The 15,996-nt window shown below is 64.8% G+C and carries 12 protein-coding genes; 6 read left to right on the top strand and 6 right to left on the bottom strand.

What is annotated here, in order from left to right:
• Positions 1–182: 182 nt before the first annotated feature.
• The 4 genes from LB528_RS04370 to LB528_RS04355 all read left to right on the top strand — a co-directional run bounded on the left by LB528_RS04370 (position 183) and on the right by LB528_RS04355 (position 5,586).
• Entirely contained in the window at positions 183–3,548 is a 3,366-nt protein-coding gene (locus LB528_RS04370; protein WP_224713959.1) for a helicase-related protein, read from the top strand.
• Positions 3,549–3,699: 151 nt separating this feature from the next.
• On the top strand, positions 3,700–4,086 hold the full coding sequence (locus LB528_RS04365) for an RNA-binding S4 domain-containing protein (RefSeq protein WP_224510775.1): 387 nt from the start codon (positions 3,700–3,702) through the stop codon (positions 4,084–4,086).
• A 205-nt stretch (positions 4,087–4,291) separates the two neighbouring features.
• Positions 4,292–4,630: a ferredoxin FdxA gene (fdxA, locus tag LB528_RS04360; RefSeq protein WP_095767304.1), complete on the top strand. Its 339-nt coding sequence runs from the start codon at positions 4,292–4,294 to the stop codon at positions 4,628–4,630.
• Positions 4,631–5,004: 374 nt separating this feature from the next.
• Positions 5,005–5,586 carry a CarD family transcriptional regulator gene (locus tag LB528_RS04355; RefSeq protein WP_040991750.1) on the top strand — a complete coding sequence of 194 codons (582 nt, stop codon included), beginning with the start codon at positions 5,005–5,007 and terminating at the stop codon, positions 5,584–5,586.
• A gap of 257 nt (positions 5,587–5,843) precedes the next feature.
• On the opposite strand, the gene LB528_RS04350 is transcribed toward LB528_RS04355, so the two are convergent.
• The 3 genes from LB528_RS04350 to LB528_RS04340 all read right to left on the bottom strand — a co-directional run bounded on the left by LB528_RS04350 (position 5,844) and on the right by LB528_RS04340 (position 8,249).
• Positions 5,844–6,638 carry an amino acid ABC transporter ATP-binding protein gene (locus tag LB528_RS04350; RefSeq protein WP_224510777.1) on the bottom strand — a complete coding sequence of 265 codons (795 nt, stop codon included), beginning with the start codon at positions 6,636–6,638 and terminating at the stop codon, positions 5,844–5,846.
• Positions 6,635–7,315 (bottom strand): ABC transporter permease subunit, encoded by a 681-nt coding sequence (locus LB528_RS04345; RefSeq protein ID WP_224713958.1) that lies wholly within the window; start codon positions 7,313–7,315, stop codon positions 6,635–6,637. The genes LB528_RS04350 and LB528_RS04345 overlap by 4 nt, the downstream gene beginning before the upstream one ends.
• Before the next feature lie 160 nt (positions 7,316–7,475).
• The gene (locus LB528_RS04340) at positions 7,476–8,249 is read right to left on the bottom strand and encodes an amino acid ABC transporter substrate-binding protein (RefSeq protein WP_224713957.1); all 774 of its coding nucleotides are present in this window, start codon (positions 8,247–8,249) and stop codon (positions 7,476–7,478) included.
• Between the two features lie 305 nt (positions 8,250–8,554).
• Between LB528_RS04340 and LB528_RS04335 the strand changes: the two genes are divergently transcribed.
• Both LB528_RS04335 and LB528_RS04330 read left to right on the top strand, forming a co-directional pair.
• Positions 8,555–9,418 (top strand): RNA polymerase factor sigma-32, encoded by an 864-nt coding sequence (locus LB528_RS04335; RefSeq protein ID WP_224713956.1) that lies wholly within the window; start codon positions 8,555–8,557, stop codon positions 9,416–9,418.
• A gap of 246 nt (positions 9,419–9,664) precedes the next feature.
• Positions 9,665–11,575, top strand: coding sequence for a caspase family protein (locus LB528_RS04330; RefSeq protein WP_318012274.1), 1,911 nt, complete (start codon positions 9,665–9,667; stop codon positions 11,573–11,575).
• Between the two features lie 164 nt (positions 11,576–11,739).
• Here LB528_RS04330 and LB528_RS04325 read toward each other — a convergent pair whose 3' ends face one another.
• The 3 genes from LB528_RS04325 to thiP all read right to left on the bottom strand — a co-directional run bounded on the left by LB528_RS04325 (position 11,740) and on the right by thiP (position 15,761).
• Positions 11,740–13,206 carry a M48 family metalloprotease gene (locus tag LB528_RS04325; protein ID WP_224510786.1) on the bottom strand — a complete coding sequence of 489 codons (1,467 nt, stop codon included), beginning with the start codon at positions 13,204–13,206 and terminating at the stop codon, positions 11,740–11,742.
• A gap of 153 nt (positions 13,207–13,359) precedes the next feature.
• On the bottom strand, positions 13,360–14,148 hold the full coding sequence (gene thiQ, locus LB528_RS04320) for a thiamine ABC transporter ATP-binding protein (protein WP_224713954.1): 789 nt from the start codon (positions 14,146–14,148) through the stop codon (positions 13,360–13,362).
• On the bottom strand, positions 14,145–15,761 hold the full coding sequence (thiP, locus tag LB528_RS04315) for a thiamine/thiamine pyrophosphate ABC transporter permease (protein WP_224713953.1): 1,617 nt from the start codon (positions 15,759–15,761) through the stop codon (positions 14,145–14,147). The genes thiQ and thiP overlap by 4 nt, the downstream gene beginning before the upstream one ends.
• Positions 15,762–15,996 lie beyond the last annotated feature (235 nt).

The raw sequence follows: 15,996 nt of genomic DNA, 5'->3' as shown, positions 1-15,996 counted from the left end.
TCCAGACTCGTTCCAGCTATTAACGGCAGCCGGTTTTGACCGGCTCGTCCACTCCTGTCAGCTCCCAAAAAGAACATTCCGCTTTCGCTCGGCGCCCTAAATCCCTATGTGTCGGCTGTCACACGCGGCGGCGCCCGGCGCGCCTCCGACCAAAAGCGGCAGAAACACTTATTTCCGAGCCGATGAACATCCAGCCGAAACACTCCCAGCCGCTGATCCTTTCGGGCCGCGACGTGACGGCCGTGTTGGGTCCCACCAATACCGGCAAGACCCATCTCGCCATCGAGCGCATGGTTGCGCATGGGACCGGCATCATCGGCCTGCCGCTGAGGCTGCTCGCCCGTGAGGTCTATGCGCGCGTCTGCGAGAAGGTCGGTGCCCACAAGGTGGCGCTGATTACCGGCGAGGAGAAAATCGTGCCTTCCGGCGCGAAATATTCGGTCTGCACCGTCGAGGCGATGCCGCGCGAGACCGACGCCGCCTTCGTCGCCATCGACGAGGTGCAGCTCGCCGGCGATCTCGAGCGCGGCCATATCTTCACCGACCGCATCCTGCATCTGCGCGGCCGCCAGGAGACGCTGCTCCTGGGCGCCGCCACCATGCACGGCATCCTGCAGAAACTGCTGAAGGGCGTATCCGTGGTGACGCGGCCGCGGCTTTCGCATCTCGCCTATGCCGGCTCGAAGAAGCTCACCCGGCTGCCGCGGCGAACCGCGATCGTCGCCTTCTCGGCCGACGAAGTCTATGCGATCGCCGAGCTGATCCGCCGCCAGCAGGGGGGTGCTGCCGTCGTGCTCGGCGCGCTCTCGCCGCGCACCCGCAACGCGCAGGTCGAGATCTTCCAGTCCGGCGACGTCGACTATCTCGTCGCCACCGACGCCATCGGCATGGGGCTGAACCTCGACCTCGAGCACGTCGCTTTCGCCCAGAACCGCAAGTTCGATGGCTATCAATACCGCAACCTGACCGCCGCCGAGCTCGGCCAGATCGCCGGCCGCGCCGGCCGCCATCTGCGCGACGGCACGTTCGGCGTCACCGGCCAGGTCGATCCGTTCGACGAGGACCTGGTCAAAAAGATCGAGGCGCATGATTTCGACCCGGTGAAGGTGCTGCAATGGCGCACCGCCGATTTCGACTTTTCCAGCCTGGATGCGCTGAAGCGCTCGACCGAGTCCAATGCGCCGGTCGAAGGCTTGACCCGTGCGTTGCCGGCGGTGGATGCCCAGGCCCTGGAGCACCTGTCGCGCGATGGCGACATCCGCGCTTTGGCCACCGGCAAGGAGCGCGTGGCGCTGCTTTGGGAAGCCTGCGCGCTTCCCGACTACCGCAAGATCGCACCGGCGCAGCATGCCGACCTCATCGCCTCCATCTATATGGACCTTGCGCGGCATGGCCATGTCGATGAGAATTACATGGCCGAGCAGGTGCGGCGCGCCGACACGACCGACGGCGATATCGACACCCTGTCGCACAGGATCGCCCAGATCCGCACCTGGACTTTCGTTTCCAACCGGCCGGGCTGGCTGGCCGATCAGCTACACTGGCAGGAAAAGACGCGCGAAATCGAAGACAGATTGTCGGATGCGCTGCATGAGCGGTTGACGAAACGCTTCGTAGACCGCAGGACTTCCGTCCTCATGCGGCGCCTTAGAGAAAATACCATGCCTGAAGCCGAAATCAGCCCTACCGGAACCGTCCTCGTCGAAGGCCACCACGTCGGCGAGTTGCAGGGGTTCTGCTTCACCGCCGACCAGAGCGTCGGCGGCGAGGACGCCAAGGCGGTGCGCACCGCCGCCCAGAAGGCGCTCGCGGCCGAGTTCGACGCGCGCGCCGAACGCTTTGCCGCCTGCGCCAATGGCGACCTGGCGCTCGGCTCCGACGGCGTGTTGCGCTGGATCGGCGCGCCGATCGGCACGCTGGTCGCCGGCGACGAGGCGCTGAAGCCGCGCCTGGTCCTGCTCGCCGACGAGCAGCTGACCAGCCCTGCCCGTGACAAGGTCGCGGCGCGCGCCGCGCGTTTCGTCAATTTCCAGATCGAGTCGCTTTTGAAGCCGCTGGTCGACTTGAAGAACGCCGACCAGATCACCGGCATCGCGCGCGGCATCGCCTTCCAGCTGGTCGAGCATTTCGGCCTGATCAACCGCCGCGACATCGCGGAAGAGATGAAGTCGCTCGACCAGGAAGGCCGTGCCGCATTGCGCCGCCTCGGGGTGCGCTTCGGCGCCTACCATGTCTTCGTTCCTGCGCTGATCAAGCCGGCGCCGGCGGGACTGGTGACGCTGCTCTGGGCGCTCAAGAACGACGGCAAGGACAAGCCGGGCTTCGGCGACGTGGTGCACGCGCTGGCCTCCGGCCGCACCTCTGTGGTCATCGACCCGGCCTTCGACAAGACGTTCTACAAGCTCGCCGGCTACCGCAATCTCGGCCGCCGCGCCGTACGCGTCGATATCCTCGAGCGGCTTGCCGACCTCATCCGCCCGGCGACCAATTGGAAGCCCGGCCTCGGCCAGCGTCCGGACGGCGCCTATGACGGTCACTCCTTCATGGTGACGCCGCCGATGATGTCGATCCTCGGCGCCACGGCCGACGACATGGAGGAGATCCTGAAAGGTCTCGGCTATCGCTCGGAGGCCAAGCCGGCCGCCGAGGTGAAGGCGAAGCTCTACGCGCTGGACGCCGCCGCCCGCGAAGCGGCCGCGGCCAAGCTCGCCGCGGAAGAAGCGACGCGCGCTGCGCAGGCGACGGAGGCGCAAGCCGCGGCAACTGATACGGCCGCGGAGGCAACGGTCGAGGGCTCGGAGCCGGCTGCCGCCGAAGCTCCGGCTGAAGCCACCGCGGAAGTGGCAGCGGAATCTTTCGCGGGAGAGCCGGCAGAAGTTCCGGCCGAGGTTACGGAAGAGGCTCCCGCGGTGGAAGACATCGCAACGGTGGACATTACGGCAGCGCCCGAAAGCGCCGACGCCCTTACCTCCCCCTCGATGGGGGAGGTCGCGGCGCGAAGCGACGCGGGTGGGGGTGATAGCGCCGACCTTCCCCAGGAGGGCGAGGATAGTGCCGGCGAGGCGCCAGCCGAAGCTGAGGAACCAAAACCTGTGCTCCTGTGGCGTCAGGCGCGTTTCGACCATCAGCGTCCGCGTCACCGTCATGACAACCGCCGCGACAATCGTCCGCGCGGTGGCCAGCCCGCACGCGAGGCAGGCGCCGGAGGCGACCAGCCCGGTGACAAGCCGGCGCATGAGGGTCGCGACGGCGCCGGCAAGCCGCGCTTCGACCGCTCGAAGTTCAAGCCGAGGCCGGATGCAGGCGACCGGCGCGAAGGCAGGCCGCAAGGCGAGCGCCCGGATCGCCACGAGGGAGGCCGCCGTGAGGGCCGGCCCGACTGGAAGGGCAACAGGCAGGGCGGCAAGGGTAACGCTCAGAGCGGTAGCAACGCTTCTGGCGGGAAGCCGGCCTTCCAGGGCAAGCCGCGCGAGGAGCGCCCGCAGCGCTTCGATCCGGATTCGCCCTTCGCCAAGCTCGCCGCCTTGCGCGACCAGCTGAAGAAATAGGTTCGAGCATGATCCCAAAAAGTGGGAACCGGTTTTCGGGCAAGATCATGCTCCAACAAAAAGACAGCATGATCCCGAACCGAGCGACCGCATCAGCGAAAAGTGGGAACCGGTTTTCGGATAAGATCATGCTCCAACAAAGCTAGCCGCGATGGTTGGAGAAGGCCGCCAGCGCATCGACAAATGGCTGTTCTTCTCGCGCGCGGTGAAGTCGCGCTCCCTGGCGGCGAAGGTCGTCGTCGCCGGACGCGTGCGGATCAATCGCGACAAAGCAGCGCAGGCCTCGGATCTGGTCAAACCCGGCGACGTGCTCACCATCACGCTCGAGGGCCGTATCCTGGTCTGGAAGGTGGTGAATTGCGGCACGCGACGCGGCCCGGCCGACGAAGCGCGGCTGCTTTACGAGGACATGTCGCCGGCGCCGACACCCAAGGGCGAGGCAGTTCCGGACGCCATTCCGGCGCTGCGCGAGGCCGGTAGCGGCCGCCCGACCAAACGCGAGCGCCGGCAGACCGACCGTCTGCTCGGCGATGATTGAGACATGATCGGCCCGGGTGGCGCGGCCGGAGCAATTCCAGGAAAAACGCGCAAGGGTCAGGCTGGGTGCCCTCAATGTGCCCTTCCGGCCGGAATTCCATTCCGGACCGCCCGGCTCCGCCGGCAATCCCTGCCCTTGCATGCGGCGGGCAAAGGCGTTACCTCAGCCAAAAAGCCCAACAAAATGGGACGTTCCGGAGCCTGCAATGACCTATGTCGTGACCGACAATTGCATCAAATGCAAATATATGGACTGCATCGAGGTCTGTCCGGTCGACTGTTTCTACGAGGGCGAGAACATGCTCGTCATCCATCCCGACGAGTGCATCGACTGCGGCGTGTGCGAGCCCGAATGCCCGGCCGACGCGATCAAGCCGGACACCGAGGGTGGTCTCGACAAATGGTTGCAGATCAACTCGGAATACGCCGAGAAATGGCCCAACATCACCGCCAAGAAAGAGCCGCCGGCCGACGCCAAGACCTTTGACGGCGAGACCGGAAAGTTCGAAAAGTATTTTTCGGCGGAGCCCGGCGAAGGCGATTGATATTGCGGCCAGCAACACCGGCATGACGCGACGTGACGGGACCGATACAATTGCTGCCTTGACAGGCAGCGCTGCCGCTTGCCGTTAGCGAATGCAGCAAAACCTTGATTCTTCCGACTTTTTGTGTTATATCAACCAAACATGCCGGTGACACAACGTCGATTTATGGCGCTAACGCCCCAAATCACTGAAAGGTGAGCTTTTAGATCCGGACCAGAGCGATCTGGGGCAGGCGGTCGCATTCGTGCGATATGCCGGTCCCTGCTTTTCCGGTGGGTTCATCCCTGTTGCGCGGCTATTGGTCGGCTATCGCCGGCCCCATGGGTTTCGAGTCGGCATGATGCCGGCTGCACAACTAAGGAGTTCAGGGCGTAATGGCAACGATCACCCCGCAGAAGAAGTCCAACGCGGCCCGCCACGGGTTCAAGACCGGCGAATTCATCGTCTATCCGGCGCATGGCGTCGGTCAGATCGTGGCGATCGATGAGCAGGAAGTTGCGGGTCACAAGCTGGAACTGTTCGTCATCGATTTCCAGAAGGACAAGATGCGTCTGAAGGTGCCGGTCGCCAAGGCGACCTCGATCGGCATGCGCAAGCTGTCGGAAGAGGACTATGTCGACCGCGCGCTCAAGGTCGTGCAGGGTCGCGCCCGCATCAAGCGCACCATGTGGTCGCGCCGCGCCCAGGAATATGATGCCAAGATCAACTCCGGCGACCTGATCTCGATCTCGGAAGTGGTGCGCGACCTCTATCGCGCCGACAACCAGCCCGAGCAGTCCTATTCCGAGCGTCAGCTCTACGAAGCCGCGCTCGACCGCATGGCCCGCGAGATCGCCGCGGTGAACCGCATGTCGGAGACCGAGGCGGTGCGCCTCATCGAGGTCAACCTCAACAAGGGCCCGAAGCGCGGGGCCAAGGCCGACAACGAGGAAGCCGAGCAGGAAGAAGCTGCCTGAGCCTTTCGCTTTTGAGTTTGCGAAGAACCCGGCCTCGCGCCGGGTTTTTTGTGTCCGGAGCACTGTTAGAAGTCAGCGCCGCCCCTCATGCGCCTGCCGGCACTTTCTCCCCCACAGTGACGGGAAGAAGGGAGATGCTGCAGCCTCGGCGCTCATTCTGCACGTCGAGAGTTGGCAAAATCATTGGTGACGGCGTTTTTCTCCCCGTCACTATACGGCGAGAAAGGCCCGGCAGGGCAATGAGGGGCAGTGCAAATCTACGAAGAAATCGCACCTGATCCCTCGCCGCCGGACTCCTTCTGCGCCTCTTCTTGCCTCAGCGAAGCTATAAATCGCTTGGTCCGCTCGCGCTCCGGATTGTCGAAGACAACCGAAGCCGGGCCCTTCTCCACGATCGAGCCGGCATCGAGGAAGACGACCTCCTGTGCGATCTTGGAGGCGAGCCTCAGATCATGCGTGGCCATCACCATCGTCGTGCCTTCGCGGGCTAGCTGCCCAAGTACGTCGACCACTTCCTGCGCCAGCTCGGGATCGAGCGCCGAGGTCGGCTCGTCGCAGAGCAGCACGCGCGGCGATGGCGCCAACGCGCGGGCGATCGCTACGCGCTGCTGCTGGCCGCCGGACAGCGTCGCCGGCCAGGCGTCGGCCTTGTGCACCATGCCGACCTTTTCGAGAAGCGCCAGCGCCCGCTCGCGCGCTCTCGGCTCGGGCCATTTCAGCACCGTCACCAGCCCTTCCATGACATTCTCGATCGCTGTGCGGTGCGGGAAGAGCTGGAAATTCTGGAAAACCATGCCGGTCTGCAGGCGGATGCGCTGGATATCCTTGGCCGGCACTTTGACGCCCGGATGGAACGCAAGCGTCTCATCGCCGATGCGCAAGGAACCGGAGGTCGGGATTTCCAGCAAGTTGATGCAGCGCAAGAGCGTGCTTTTGCCGCCGCCCGATGGGCCGACCAGCGCCGTAACGCTGCCCTCGTCGAGGCTGACGGTGACGCCTTTTAGAACCAGATTGTCGCCGAAGCGCTTTTCGATGTTGGTGAGGCCGATCATGCGTTGGCCTCCAGGAACCCGCCATAGCGGTTGAGCCGCACTTCGAGCCGCGCCTGCAGTGCCGACAGCACCGAGCTCAACGCGAGATAAAGCGCCGCCGCTTCGACATAGAGGATCAGCGGCTCATAGGTGGTGGCGACGATGCGCTGCGCGGCCTGGAACATCTCGGGCACCGTGATCGCCGCCGCCAGCGAGGTGTCCTTGACCAGCGAGATGAAGGTGTTGGAGAGCGGCGGCACCGCGACGCGGCCGGCCTGCGGCAGAATGGTGCGCCGCATCGCCTGGCTCCAGGTCATGCCGATCGAATAGGACGCCTCCCACTGGCCCTTCGGCACCGAGCCGATAACGGCGCGGATGATCTCGGAGCTGTAGGCGCCGATGTTGAGCGTGAAGCCGATCAGCGCGGCGGGAAAGGCGTCGAGCAGGATGCCGACCGACGGCAGGCCGTAGAAGATCAGGAACAACTGAACGAGCAGTGGCGTGCCGCGAAAAATCCAGACATAGAAACGCACCAGCGCGACCAGCGGCTTCGGACCGAACAGCCGGATCAGCGCCGTCACCAGTCCGGCAATGAGCCCAAGCGCGAAGGACGAAAGCGTCAGCGGCACGGTGAAGATCAGCGCCGCCCATAGCAGCGTCGGCAACGATTCCAGCATCAGTTGCAGCCAGTGCGGCACGGGGCGCTTCTCCCTTCCAGATACGGCGGCGCGTTCCCCCGTATGGACTGACTATCATGCAAAAACCGACAGGCCGTCAAAGACGGCCCCGACAATGTCGTGCAAAAAATGGCAGCCGTCTTAGACGGCCCGCCGGTTTGCGAGCAAAAGGACGATTGCCTTACTTCGAGACGTCCTGACCGAAATATTTATCGGCGATCTTCTGATAGGTGCCGTCGGCCTTGATGTCGGCCAGCGCCTTGTTGATGGCCGCGACCAGCTCCGGATCACCCTTGCGCACGATGACGCCGGAATAATCGGCATTCTCTTCCTGCGCGGCGATCTTCACATTGGCGTCAGGCTTGTGCTTCTTGAAGTCGAGGAAGGACAGGCTGTCGTTGATGGTGGCGTCGGCACGGCCGGTGAGCAGAAGCTGGATAGACTGGTCGAAGCCGTCGGTGCCGACGAGCTCGGCGCCGTTCTTCTCGGCGAGCTTGCCGAAATTCGAGGTCAGCGACTGCGCGGCCTTCTTGCCCTTGAGGTCGGCGAAGGTCTTGATGTCGGTGTTGTCGCCGCGCACGATCAGCACCGCCTTCGAGGCGATATAGGGATCGGAGAAATCATACTTGGCCTTGCGGGCATCGGTGATGCCGACCTCGTTGATGACGGCATCGTAGCGGTTGGCGTCGAGGCCGGCGATCAGGCCGTCCCACTTGCCTTCGAGGAACTGAACCTTGACGCCGAGCTTGTCGCCGATGGCCTTGGCGATCTCGACGTCGAAGCCGACCAGCGCGTTGGACTCATCGTGATAGGTGAAAGGCGCATAGGTGCCTTCAGTGCCGACCTTGAACACGCCGGCCTGCTTGATCTGGTCGAGATTGGCGCCGGCATGGCCGGCGGTGATCGCCAGAACCTGCAGCGTTCCGGCGATAAGAAGCGGTTTGAGCCATTTCATTTTTCTGTGATCCCGTTTTGACCGGTGCCCCGGCGCGATTGTACGAGCCGGAAATTGGCAGATAGGAGGCTGCGAAATAAGGAACCAGATTTCAAAAATCGGCTCAGCCAGAAATCTGGTTCTCAAAACCAGCCAGGAATCCGCCAAGCGGCGTTTCCCGGCAGATAACAAAATGTTTTCGTCGGCACCATCTGCCCCCTCGGGCGGCGGAACCATCCATGCGCCTGACACGTTGCATGGCTGTTGTAGGGCGCGGCGGCATCTTTTCAACCGCCATACGCGCAATCGTCGCAAAAGGAGCCGGCATGATCGAGGACGCGGCAGGACGGACATTGGTCCGGGCGGCAATGAAGGCTCCCTACCTCGAGCGCGACGAGGAGCATGTCCTTGCGCTCCGCTGGAAGGAAGAGAACGACCAGCACGCGCTGCACAGGATCACCGTCGCCCATATGCGGCTGGTCATCTCAATGGCCTCGAAATTCCGCCATTACGGCCTACCGCTCGGCGATTTGATCCAGGAGGGCCATGTCGGCCTGCTCGAGGCAGCGGCCCGCTTCGAGCCCGCGCGCGAAGTGCGCTTCTCGACCTATGCCACCTGGTGGATTCGCGCCTCGATGCAGGACTACATCCTGCGCAACTGGTCGATCGTGCGCGGCGGCACCAGCTCGGCGCAGAAGGCGCTATTCTTCAACCTCAGGCGCTTGCGAGCACGGCTGGCCAACGGCACCGAGCCGCTCTCCAACGCCTCGCTCTATCGCGAGGTCTCGGCGGCGCTCGGCGTGCCGGAAGCCGACGTGGCGATGATGGATTCGCGCCTGTCCTCGCCCGATAGCTCGCTCAATGCGCCTTTGGCCGACGAGAACGGCGTCGCCGAGCGAATGGATTTCCTGGTCTGCGAAGACCCGCTCCCCGACGAGATCGTCGGCGAAAGGATCGATGTCCAGCGCCGGGCCGTCTGGCTGAAGAGCGCGCTCGGCGCGCTCAACGCCCGCGAGCTTCGCATCATCGAGGAGCGCAGGCTGAGCGATGACGGCGCCACGCTGGAATCGCTTGGCGAACAGCTCGGCATCTCCAAGGAGCGCGTCCGCCAGATCGAGGCCCGCGCCATGGAAAAGCTGAAGCTGGCGCTAGTGAAGCAGAATCCGGAATTTCTGGCGGAAGCCGCCTGAAGCTGGCCCGGGCCAAGCTCAAAGGTAAGAAATTTATTAAACAAGAATACATCCGCCATCAAGGCAATTTTCCTCGGGTAATAATGAGGATTGTGAGGTCTTTAACAGACCGTCGCGCCGCAATCGGCTTTTTGACTCCTCCAGATCACAACACATGGGGGATTTGCCATGCTGCGATGCTGCGCGCTCCTTACAGCCTTGATCCTCGTGGGTCTCACGACATTCCAAGCGCATGCCGATCGAAGGGTGGCCCTCGTGATCGGCAATTCGCAATACCGCGAAATCCCGGCCCTCAAGAATCCCGACAAGGACGCCGAGGATGTATCGAAGACATTCCGGCTGGCCGGCTTCGAGGTGTTCGCGGCCAGGGACCTCACCAAGCTTCAGTTCGAAGAGAAGTTCCGCAACTATCTGGCGGCGGCGGACGGCGCCGATCTGGCGGTCGTCTATTATTCCGGCCACGGCTTTCAGATCGGCGGGGAGAATTTCCTGATCCCGGTCGATGCCTCGTTGAAAGATGCAGCCGACATGGAAGTCCAGGCCGTCAAGGTCGACGACATATTGCGGCAGCTGCGCTCGAGATCGAAGGTCCAGATGATCATCCTCGACGCCTGCCGCAACGATCCTTTCCCGCGCAAGGACTATTGGCTGCGCGACCAGTTGATCGTCGCCGGCGGCAGCGGCCTTGCGCAGGTGACAGGCTCGCAGAACACGCTGATCGCCTTTGCCACGGAACCTGGCGCCGTCGCCTATGACGGATCCGGCGACCTCAGCCCGTTTTCATCGTCCTTCTCCCGCCGCGCGCTGGCGCCGAACCAGGAAATACGCGCGGTGATGGCGGCCGTGCGCCGCGATGTGGTCAAGGCGACCAACGGCAAGCAGGTTCCGTGGGAGAACTCCTCGCTGATCGACGACGTCGTATTGATGCGCGGGACGGAGCAACCCGCGCCGCCGCCGGACGCTGAGCAGAACCAACAGGTGACCGAGCGTGGAATCCAAATCGGCGATGTCGCCGAAGCGATTGGAAGTCGCGACATCCCCGTCCCGCTCGGCGTCGGCCCGGTTCCGCTGAACCTGGATTTCCCGGCCAAGGATGCCTCGCTCGGCCTCACGCTTGCGAGCTACCCGGCAACCGGAACGCTGTCCCTGCCGGACCGCGTGCTTTCGCCGCAATCGAGCCTGACGGCCGCCGAGGTCGACAAGCTGCGCTACGAGCCGCAGATCGGCTCGGCCGCTCCCGTGGCCGTCGGCTTTCAGATCCGCGTGGGCAATGCCGCGAGACAGGCGACGGTGAAACTGTCGCCGAACGTCGATCCCTGCGACCAGGCCGCCGGCGAGCCGCTCGACCTGCAGGGCGTCGTCCCGGGCCGCTTGCCGAACGAGATCGGCGGCGGGGCTGTCGAAGCCTGCGAGGCGGCGGTGAAATCCTATCCCGGCATTGCGCGCTTCCGTTACGAGCTCGGACGGGCGCTGCTGGCATCGGGCAGGATCGACGAAGCCAGGCGGGCGATCCAGCAGGCTGCCGACAAGGGACATATCCGCGCCCTGTTCGCACTCGGCTCCATCGCCTCGTCAGGAATCGGGACGGCTGCCGACACATCGGAGGCGAATGGTCTCTATTCGAAAGCGTCCGACAAGGGAGACCTCTACGCCATGGCCGCCTGGGGCCGCGCTTTGTTCAACGGCCTCGGCGTCGAGCGCGATACCGGCAAGGGGCTGGACCTTTTGCTCCAGGCGGCGGCGATGGGGCACATCGATGCCATGAAGGAGCTTGCGGTGATCTTCAAGGAGGGCCGCAACGGCGTGCCTGCCGATCCGGCCCGCGCCCTGGCTTTCCTGAAGGCAGGCATGGAGCGGCAAGACGTGTACTCGATGGGCATCCTGGGTCTTCCCGCGCGAAGCACCCCCGTGGTCATGGCGTGCAAGGCCCCGAAGGTCATCACGAAGATAAAGGTGGTCCGCGTGCCCGTGTCGAAACCGAAGTCCGTCACACCGACGGTTTCGGGAAGACCTGGGATCAAGCCGGCGCCAACGGAAACCGGGAGATCACCTTGGAGTGGCAGTGGCGCCACTCGCACCGGCGGCGACAGTAACGGCGGCGGCAGTACCGGCGGTGGCCAAAGTGAAGGTGGCGTGACCGGTAGCGACGGCTTGTGACGACAACGGCTCCTCGACCCGGGCGATTGTTCAATAGCGGGCGGATCGACTGAACGCGCCAGAGCGTTTCACCGTTTCACGGAAACGGCGAACCGCTCTATCCCCTTTGTTTGCGCAATTCCGGACGGAAAGCCGCTCACACTTTCCTGGAATTGCTCTGGTCCCTACTTGTCGGTGACGATCTTGACCTTGTCGCCGGCCGATACGCTGGCGCCCGGCGACATGGCGTTGAGCACGCGGAACAGATCGAGCTTGCGGTCGACGCCGACCATCTGCGCGGCGAGCGAGCCCATGGTCTGGCCGGCCTGGACGGTGACGACGCGGATATGCAGCGGCTTCAGCGCCGCCTTCTCGGCCGGGCTCAGCACGCGGAAGGAGCCGCTGACCGAGCGCGCCACCGGGTCCAGCGAAGTGCTGGCTGAGGGCGCGGCCGTCAGCAGCCTGTAGACCTGCCCGCCGGCGCGGATCACCGCGATGTCGAACTGCCATCCTTGCGCGCTGGCATGCGCCGTCGCCGCATCGTTGCCGTTGATCGTCTCCTGGCGCACGCTGGCGTCTTCCAGCCCCGCCACCCAGCCGCTGCGGATGTAATCGGTGAGCGAGACCGACTTGTCGATCGCCACGCCGTCGAAGCGGATGGCGATGTCGCCAGGCCCGGTCGCGGTGACGGCGGCCGCCGAATTGTCGATGACGAAGCCGTCCGGCACGGTGAAGGAGACGCCGAGATTGGGATGCATGAAGGTCTGGCCGCGCACATAGCCTTCTTCTGGCGTGTCGCCGTAAAGCAGGCCGTCTATGCCGGCCAGAAATGCGTCGCGGTCGCGCGTGCCGACGCCGGGCAGGCCGAAATTGCGCGCAAGGCGCTGCGCCAGCTCGATACGCTGCGGCGTGTTTGGGTGCGTCGCCAGGAAGTCGAGGCTGGCGTCGGTGGCGCCGCTCACCGAGCGGAAATCCGTGTAGGCAGACATCGATTGCAGGAAGCGGCCGGCGGCATAGGGATCATAGCCCGCCTCGCCGATCGACTTGATGCCGATGGCGTCGGCCTGCAGTTCCTGGTTGCGCGAGAATTGCGCGAGCCTGAGCTTGCCGCGGATGAGCGCCGCCTTGGCGGTCGGGCTGTCGCCGAGCACGTCGGAAACCACCTTGGTCGCCAGGCCTTCCTCGGCCTCGAGCTGCTGCCGCTGCAGTCCGTGATTGGCGGTGACGTGGCCCATCTCATGCGCGATGACGGCGGCAAGCTCGGAGGAATCGTTGGCCAGCGCCAGCAGCCCGCGCGTCACATAGAGATAGCCGCCCGGCAGCGCGAAGGCGTTGACGTTGGGCGAGTTGAGGATGGTGATGCGATAGGTCTGGGTCGGGTTGGCCGACACCACCGTCAGATTGCCGACGACCTTGGCCACCATGCGTTCCAGCTTGGGGTCGGAATATTCGCCGCCATAGGTCGCCAGGATGCGCGGATGCTGCGCCTTCGCCATTTCGGCGAGCTTGGCGTTGGCGACGACATTGTCGACGGTGATCGGCTTGTCGGAAGGCTGGAAGCCGCTCTCCTGCACGTCCGGCGGCGTGAACATCTGGCAGCTCGCAAGCAAGGCAACGCTCGCCAGCGCGAAAAATCGTGCCAGCGGCTTCATCCATACCTTCTTAGCGCCGCTCGACAGGTCGGCTTCCTTTCCAAATCTTTCGGCAAATCACGGCCCAGCCGGACCAGCATGGCCGGACCTAGCCATACTCCCCCGGACAAGGCAAGGAAACGCCGGATCGCCCATTGCCGGTTTGGCCATAAATTATGTCCGCTTCCGGGCAATATGTTGTGATCCGGCAACGGTGCCGCCTCGATCGCCGATATAGCGCCTGAACGCATCCGGTCCAGACCGATCGAAGAAATCGTCGGCCGGCCCGGTCGCCGCGATCATGCCTTCATCGAGAAATGCCACGTCCTGGCCGATGCGGCGCGCGTCTTCCGGCTGATGCGTGACGAAGAGGACCGTCATTTTGCGCTCGGCGTGGATGCCGGCGACAAGGTCGAGCATGTCCCCGCGCAGCGCCGGGCCGAGCGACGCGAAAGGCTCGTCGAGCAGCAAAACCGGCCGGTCGCGCAGCAGCACCCTCGCTAGCGCCACGCGCTGCCGCTCGCCGCCGGAAAGCTCGCGCGGCAGCCGCTGTTCCTTGCCCGCCAGGCCAACCCGCGCCAGCGCCTCGGCGACGGCAATGCGATCGGCGTCGCTGAGTTTCAGCGATGGCGAGCGACCGAGTCCGACATTGGCTGCGACGGAAAGATGCGCGAACAAATTGTTTTCCTGGAACACCATCGACACCGGTCGCGCCGAAGGCGGCGTATCGCCGATATCGGTGCCGCCGATCAGCACCTTGCCCGTGTCGGGCGTCTCGAAGCCGGCTATCAGATTGAGCAACGTCGACTTGCCGGAACCGCTCGGCCCCATGATGGCGGTGATCCTGCCGGCCTGGAATTCGACATTGAAGCGAAACGAAGACTCGCCATAGCTGAACGAGACGTCATCCAGCGCGACGGTGAGGCGCTTTTGCGTGGCGGTGCCCTTAATGGTCGTCGTCATCGCTTTCCTTCCCGCCCCAGCCGGTCGGCGGCGACCACCAGCATCAGGCAGACCAGGCCGAGCAGCAAGGCAAGTCCCGCGGCGTCGGCTGTCCGGTAGCTGCCCATGCGCGCCAAAAGCAGATAGGGCAAGGTCTGCACGGAATCGCTGCCGAAGAGCGCGATCACGCCGAGATCGCCGAGCGACAGCGCCATGGCGAAGGCGAAGCCGGTGGCCAAGGGCCGCCTCAGCGACGGCCAGTCTATCAGGCTGAGCCGGTTCCAGCCGGCTATGCCGAGCGCCAGGCAAAGCCGCTCATGGCGTTCGCTCGCCGCGTCATAGGCCGGGCGAATGGCGCGGATGGCGAAGGGCATCGCCATCACCGCGTTGACGGCGAGGACCATGACCGGCGCGACGGCGAAGACATCGGTGACATGGCGCAGCACCAGGAACCAGCCGGCGCCAAGCACGATCGGCGGCACGACGAGCACGAAGCCGGCGCCGGTGTCGGCGGCATGTTCGAGCAGCGACATGGTGCTCCCCGAGCGGCGGCGCAGGGCCAGCGCGCGCCGTGCCCCAATCAACGCCAGCGACAACGTCACGCTGAGCAGCGCCGCGAGGAAAGCGAGGCCGGCGCTGGTGAGCGTCGCGCGGCGCACCGCTTCCTCGCCCGCCAGCCGGCCAAGATCGGCCTCCAGGCCTGAAAGCAGCGTCGCCGCCATCGGTCCGGCAACGAACAGCAGGGCAAGCGCGATGAGGCCGGCATTCAGCGCGGTTTCGAGCCGGCCTGCCGAAAGGTAGCGGCGCGGCGCGATCGGCAGATTGGCGTCGCCGACCGTGTTGGCGCCGAGCCGTGTGAGAGCGACGACCACGATGAAGGTGAGCGCGATCTGCAGCAGCGTCAGCACCACGGCGCGCGCGGGATCGAGATCGAAGCGCAGCGCCTGGTAGATGGCGACCTCCAACGTCGTCGCGGCCGGACCGCCGCCCAGCGTCAGCACGATGGTGAAGGAGGTGATGCAGAGCATGAAGACCAGCCCGGCAATCCCCGGCAAGGCCGCGCGCAGCACCGGCCATTCGATGAGCCGGAAGGCCGGCCGGGCACCCATGCCGAGCTGGCTCGCCAGCCGCCACTGGTCGGCGGGGACGGTGCCGAGCGCCTCGAGGAACAGGCGGGTCGCCAGGGGCAGGTTGAAGAAGACATGCGCGACCAGGATGCCGGAGAGGCCGTAGATTCCCGGCCACTCTCCGGCGCCAAGCCTGGCGAAAGCGCCGGCAAAATATCCGGCGCGACCGTAGAGTGCCAAGATGCCGAGTGCGGCGACGATGGCGGGCAATGCCAGCGGCACGGTGAACAATTGCAGGATCAGGCCGCGACCTGGAAAGGCCGGATGCCTCGACAGAGCGCGCGCCACGAGCAGCGCCGGCGCGACCGAGAGCAGCGTCGAGAGAGCCGCCTGCCAAAGTGTGAAGCGGGCGACGCGCAGGAGGTAGCTGTCGAAGGCGGCGGCAGCGCCAGAGAGATCCTGCGCGCCTTCAACGGCGAGGCCGGCGAAGGCGCCGCCGATGAGCAGCGCGATGGCCGCCAGCGCGATGACGCCGGCGGTGATGCGGGAGTCACGCGCGGCGTGCACGCAGCACCATTCGGGTTCGAGCTAGCGAACGCCGCGTTCCTTCGCGCCCCCCTCTGTCCTGCCGGACATCTCGCCCTCTCGGGGGGAGATTGGCGGTTTCGGCGCCCCGCTCAATACTGCAACCTTGGCGATTGGCGAAAGCTAACGCGAAGGCTGATCTCCCCCCTAGAGGGGGAGATGTCCGGCAGGACAGAGGGGGGCGCCGTAGAGCAATCATCTTGGACGGATAATGGCC

The sequence above is a fragment of the Mesorhizobium sp. CA4 genome (genome assembly GCF_020165075.1).
Classification (GTDB): Bacteria; Pseudomonadota; Alphaproteobacteria; order Rhizobiales; family Rhizobiaceae; genus Mesorhizobium.
This window is presented reverse-complemented; position numbering and strand designations above follow the sequence as displayed.

What these genes read in the sequence shown, in the direction of transcription:
- LB528_RS04370 (WP_224713959.1), top strand. Translation starts at nt 183, where the DNA reads ATGAACATCCAGCCGAAACACTCCCAGCCGCTGATCCTTTCGGGCCGC.
- LB528_RS04365 (WP_224510775.1), top strand. Translation starts at nt 3,700, where the DNA reads ATGGTTGGAGAAGGCCGCCAGCGCATCGACAAATGGCTGTTCTTCTCG.
- fdxA (WP_095767304.1), top strand. Translation starts at nt 4,292, where the DNA reads ATGACCTATGTCGTGACCGACAATTGCATCAAATGCAAATATATGGAC.
- LB528_RS04355 (WP_040991750.1), top strand. Translation starts at nt 5,005, where the DNA reads ATGGCAACGATCACCCCGCAGAAGAAGTCCAACGCGGCCCGCCACGGG.
- LB528_RS04350 (WP_224510777.1), bottom strand. Translation starts at nt 6,638, where the DNA reads ATGATCGGCCTCACCAACATCGAAAAGCGCTTCGGCGACAATCTGGTT.
- LB528_RS04340 (WP_224713957.1), bottom strand. Translation starts at nt 8,249, where the DNA reads ATGAAATGGCTCAAACCGCTTCTTATCGCCGGAACGCTGCAGGTTCTG.
- LB528_RS04335 (WP_224713956.1), top strand. Translation starts at nt 8,555, where the DNA reads ATGATCGAGGACGCGGCAGGACGGACATTGGTCCGGGCGGCAATGAAG.
- LB528_RS04325 (WP_224510786.1), bottom strand. Translation starts at nt 13,206, where the DNA reads ATGAAGCCGCTGGCACGATTTTTCGCGCTGGCGAGCGTTGCCTTGCTT.
- thiQ (WP_224713954.1), bottom strand. Translation starts at nt 14,148, where the DNA reads ATGACGACGACCATTAAGGGCACCGCCACGCAAAAGCGCCTCACCGTC.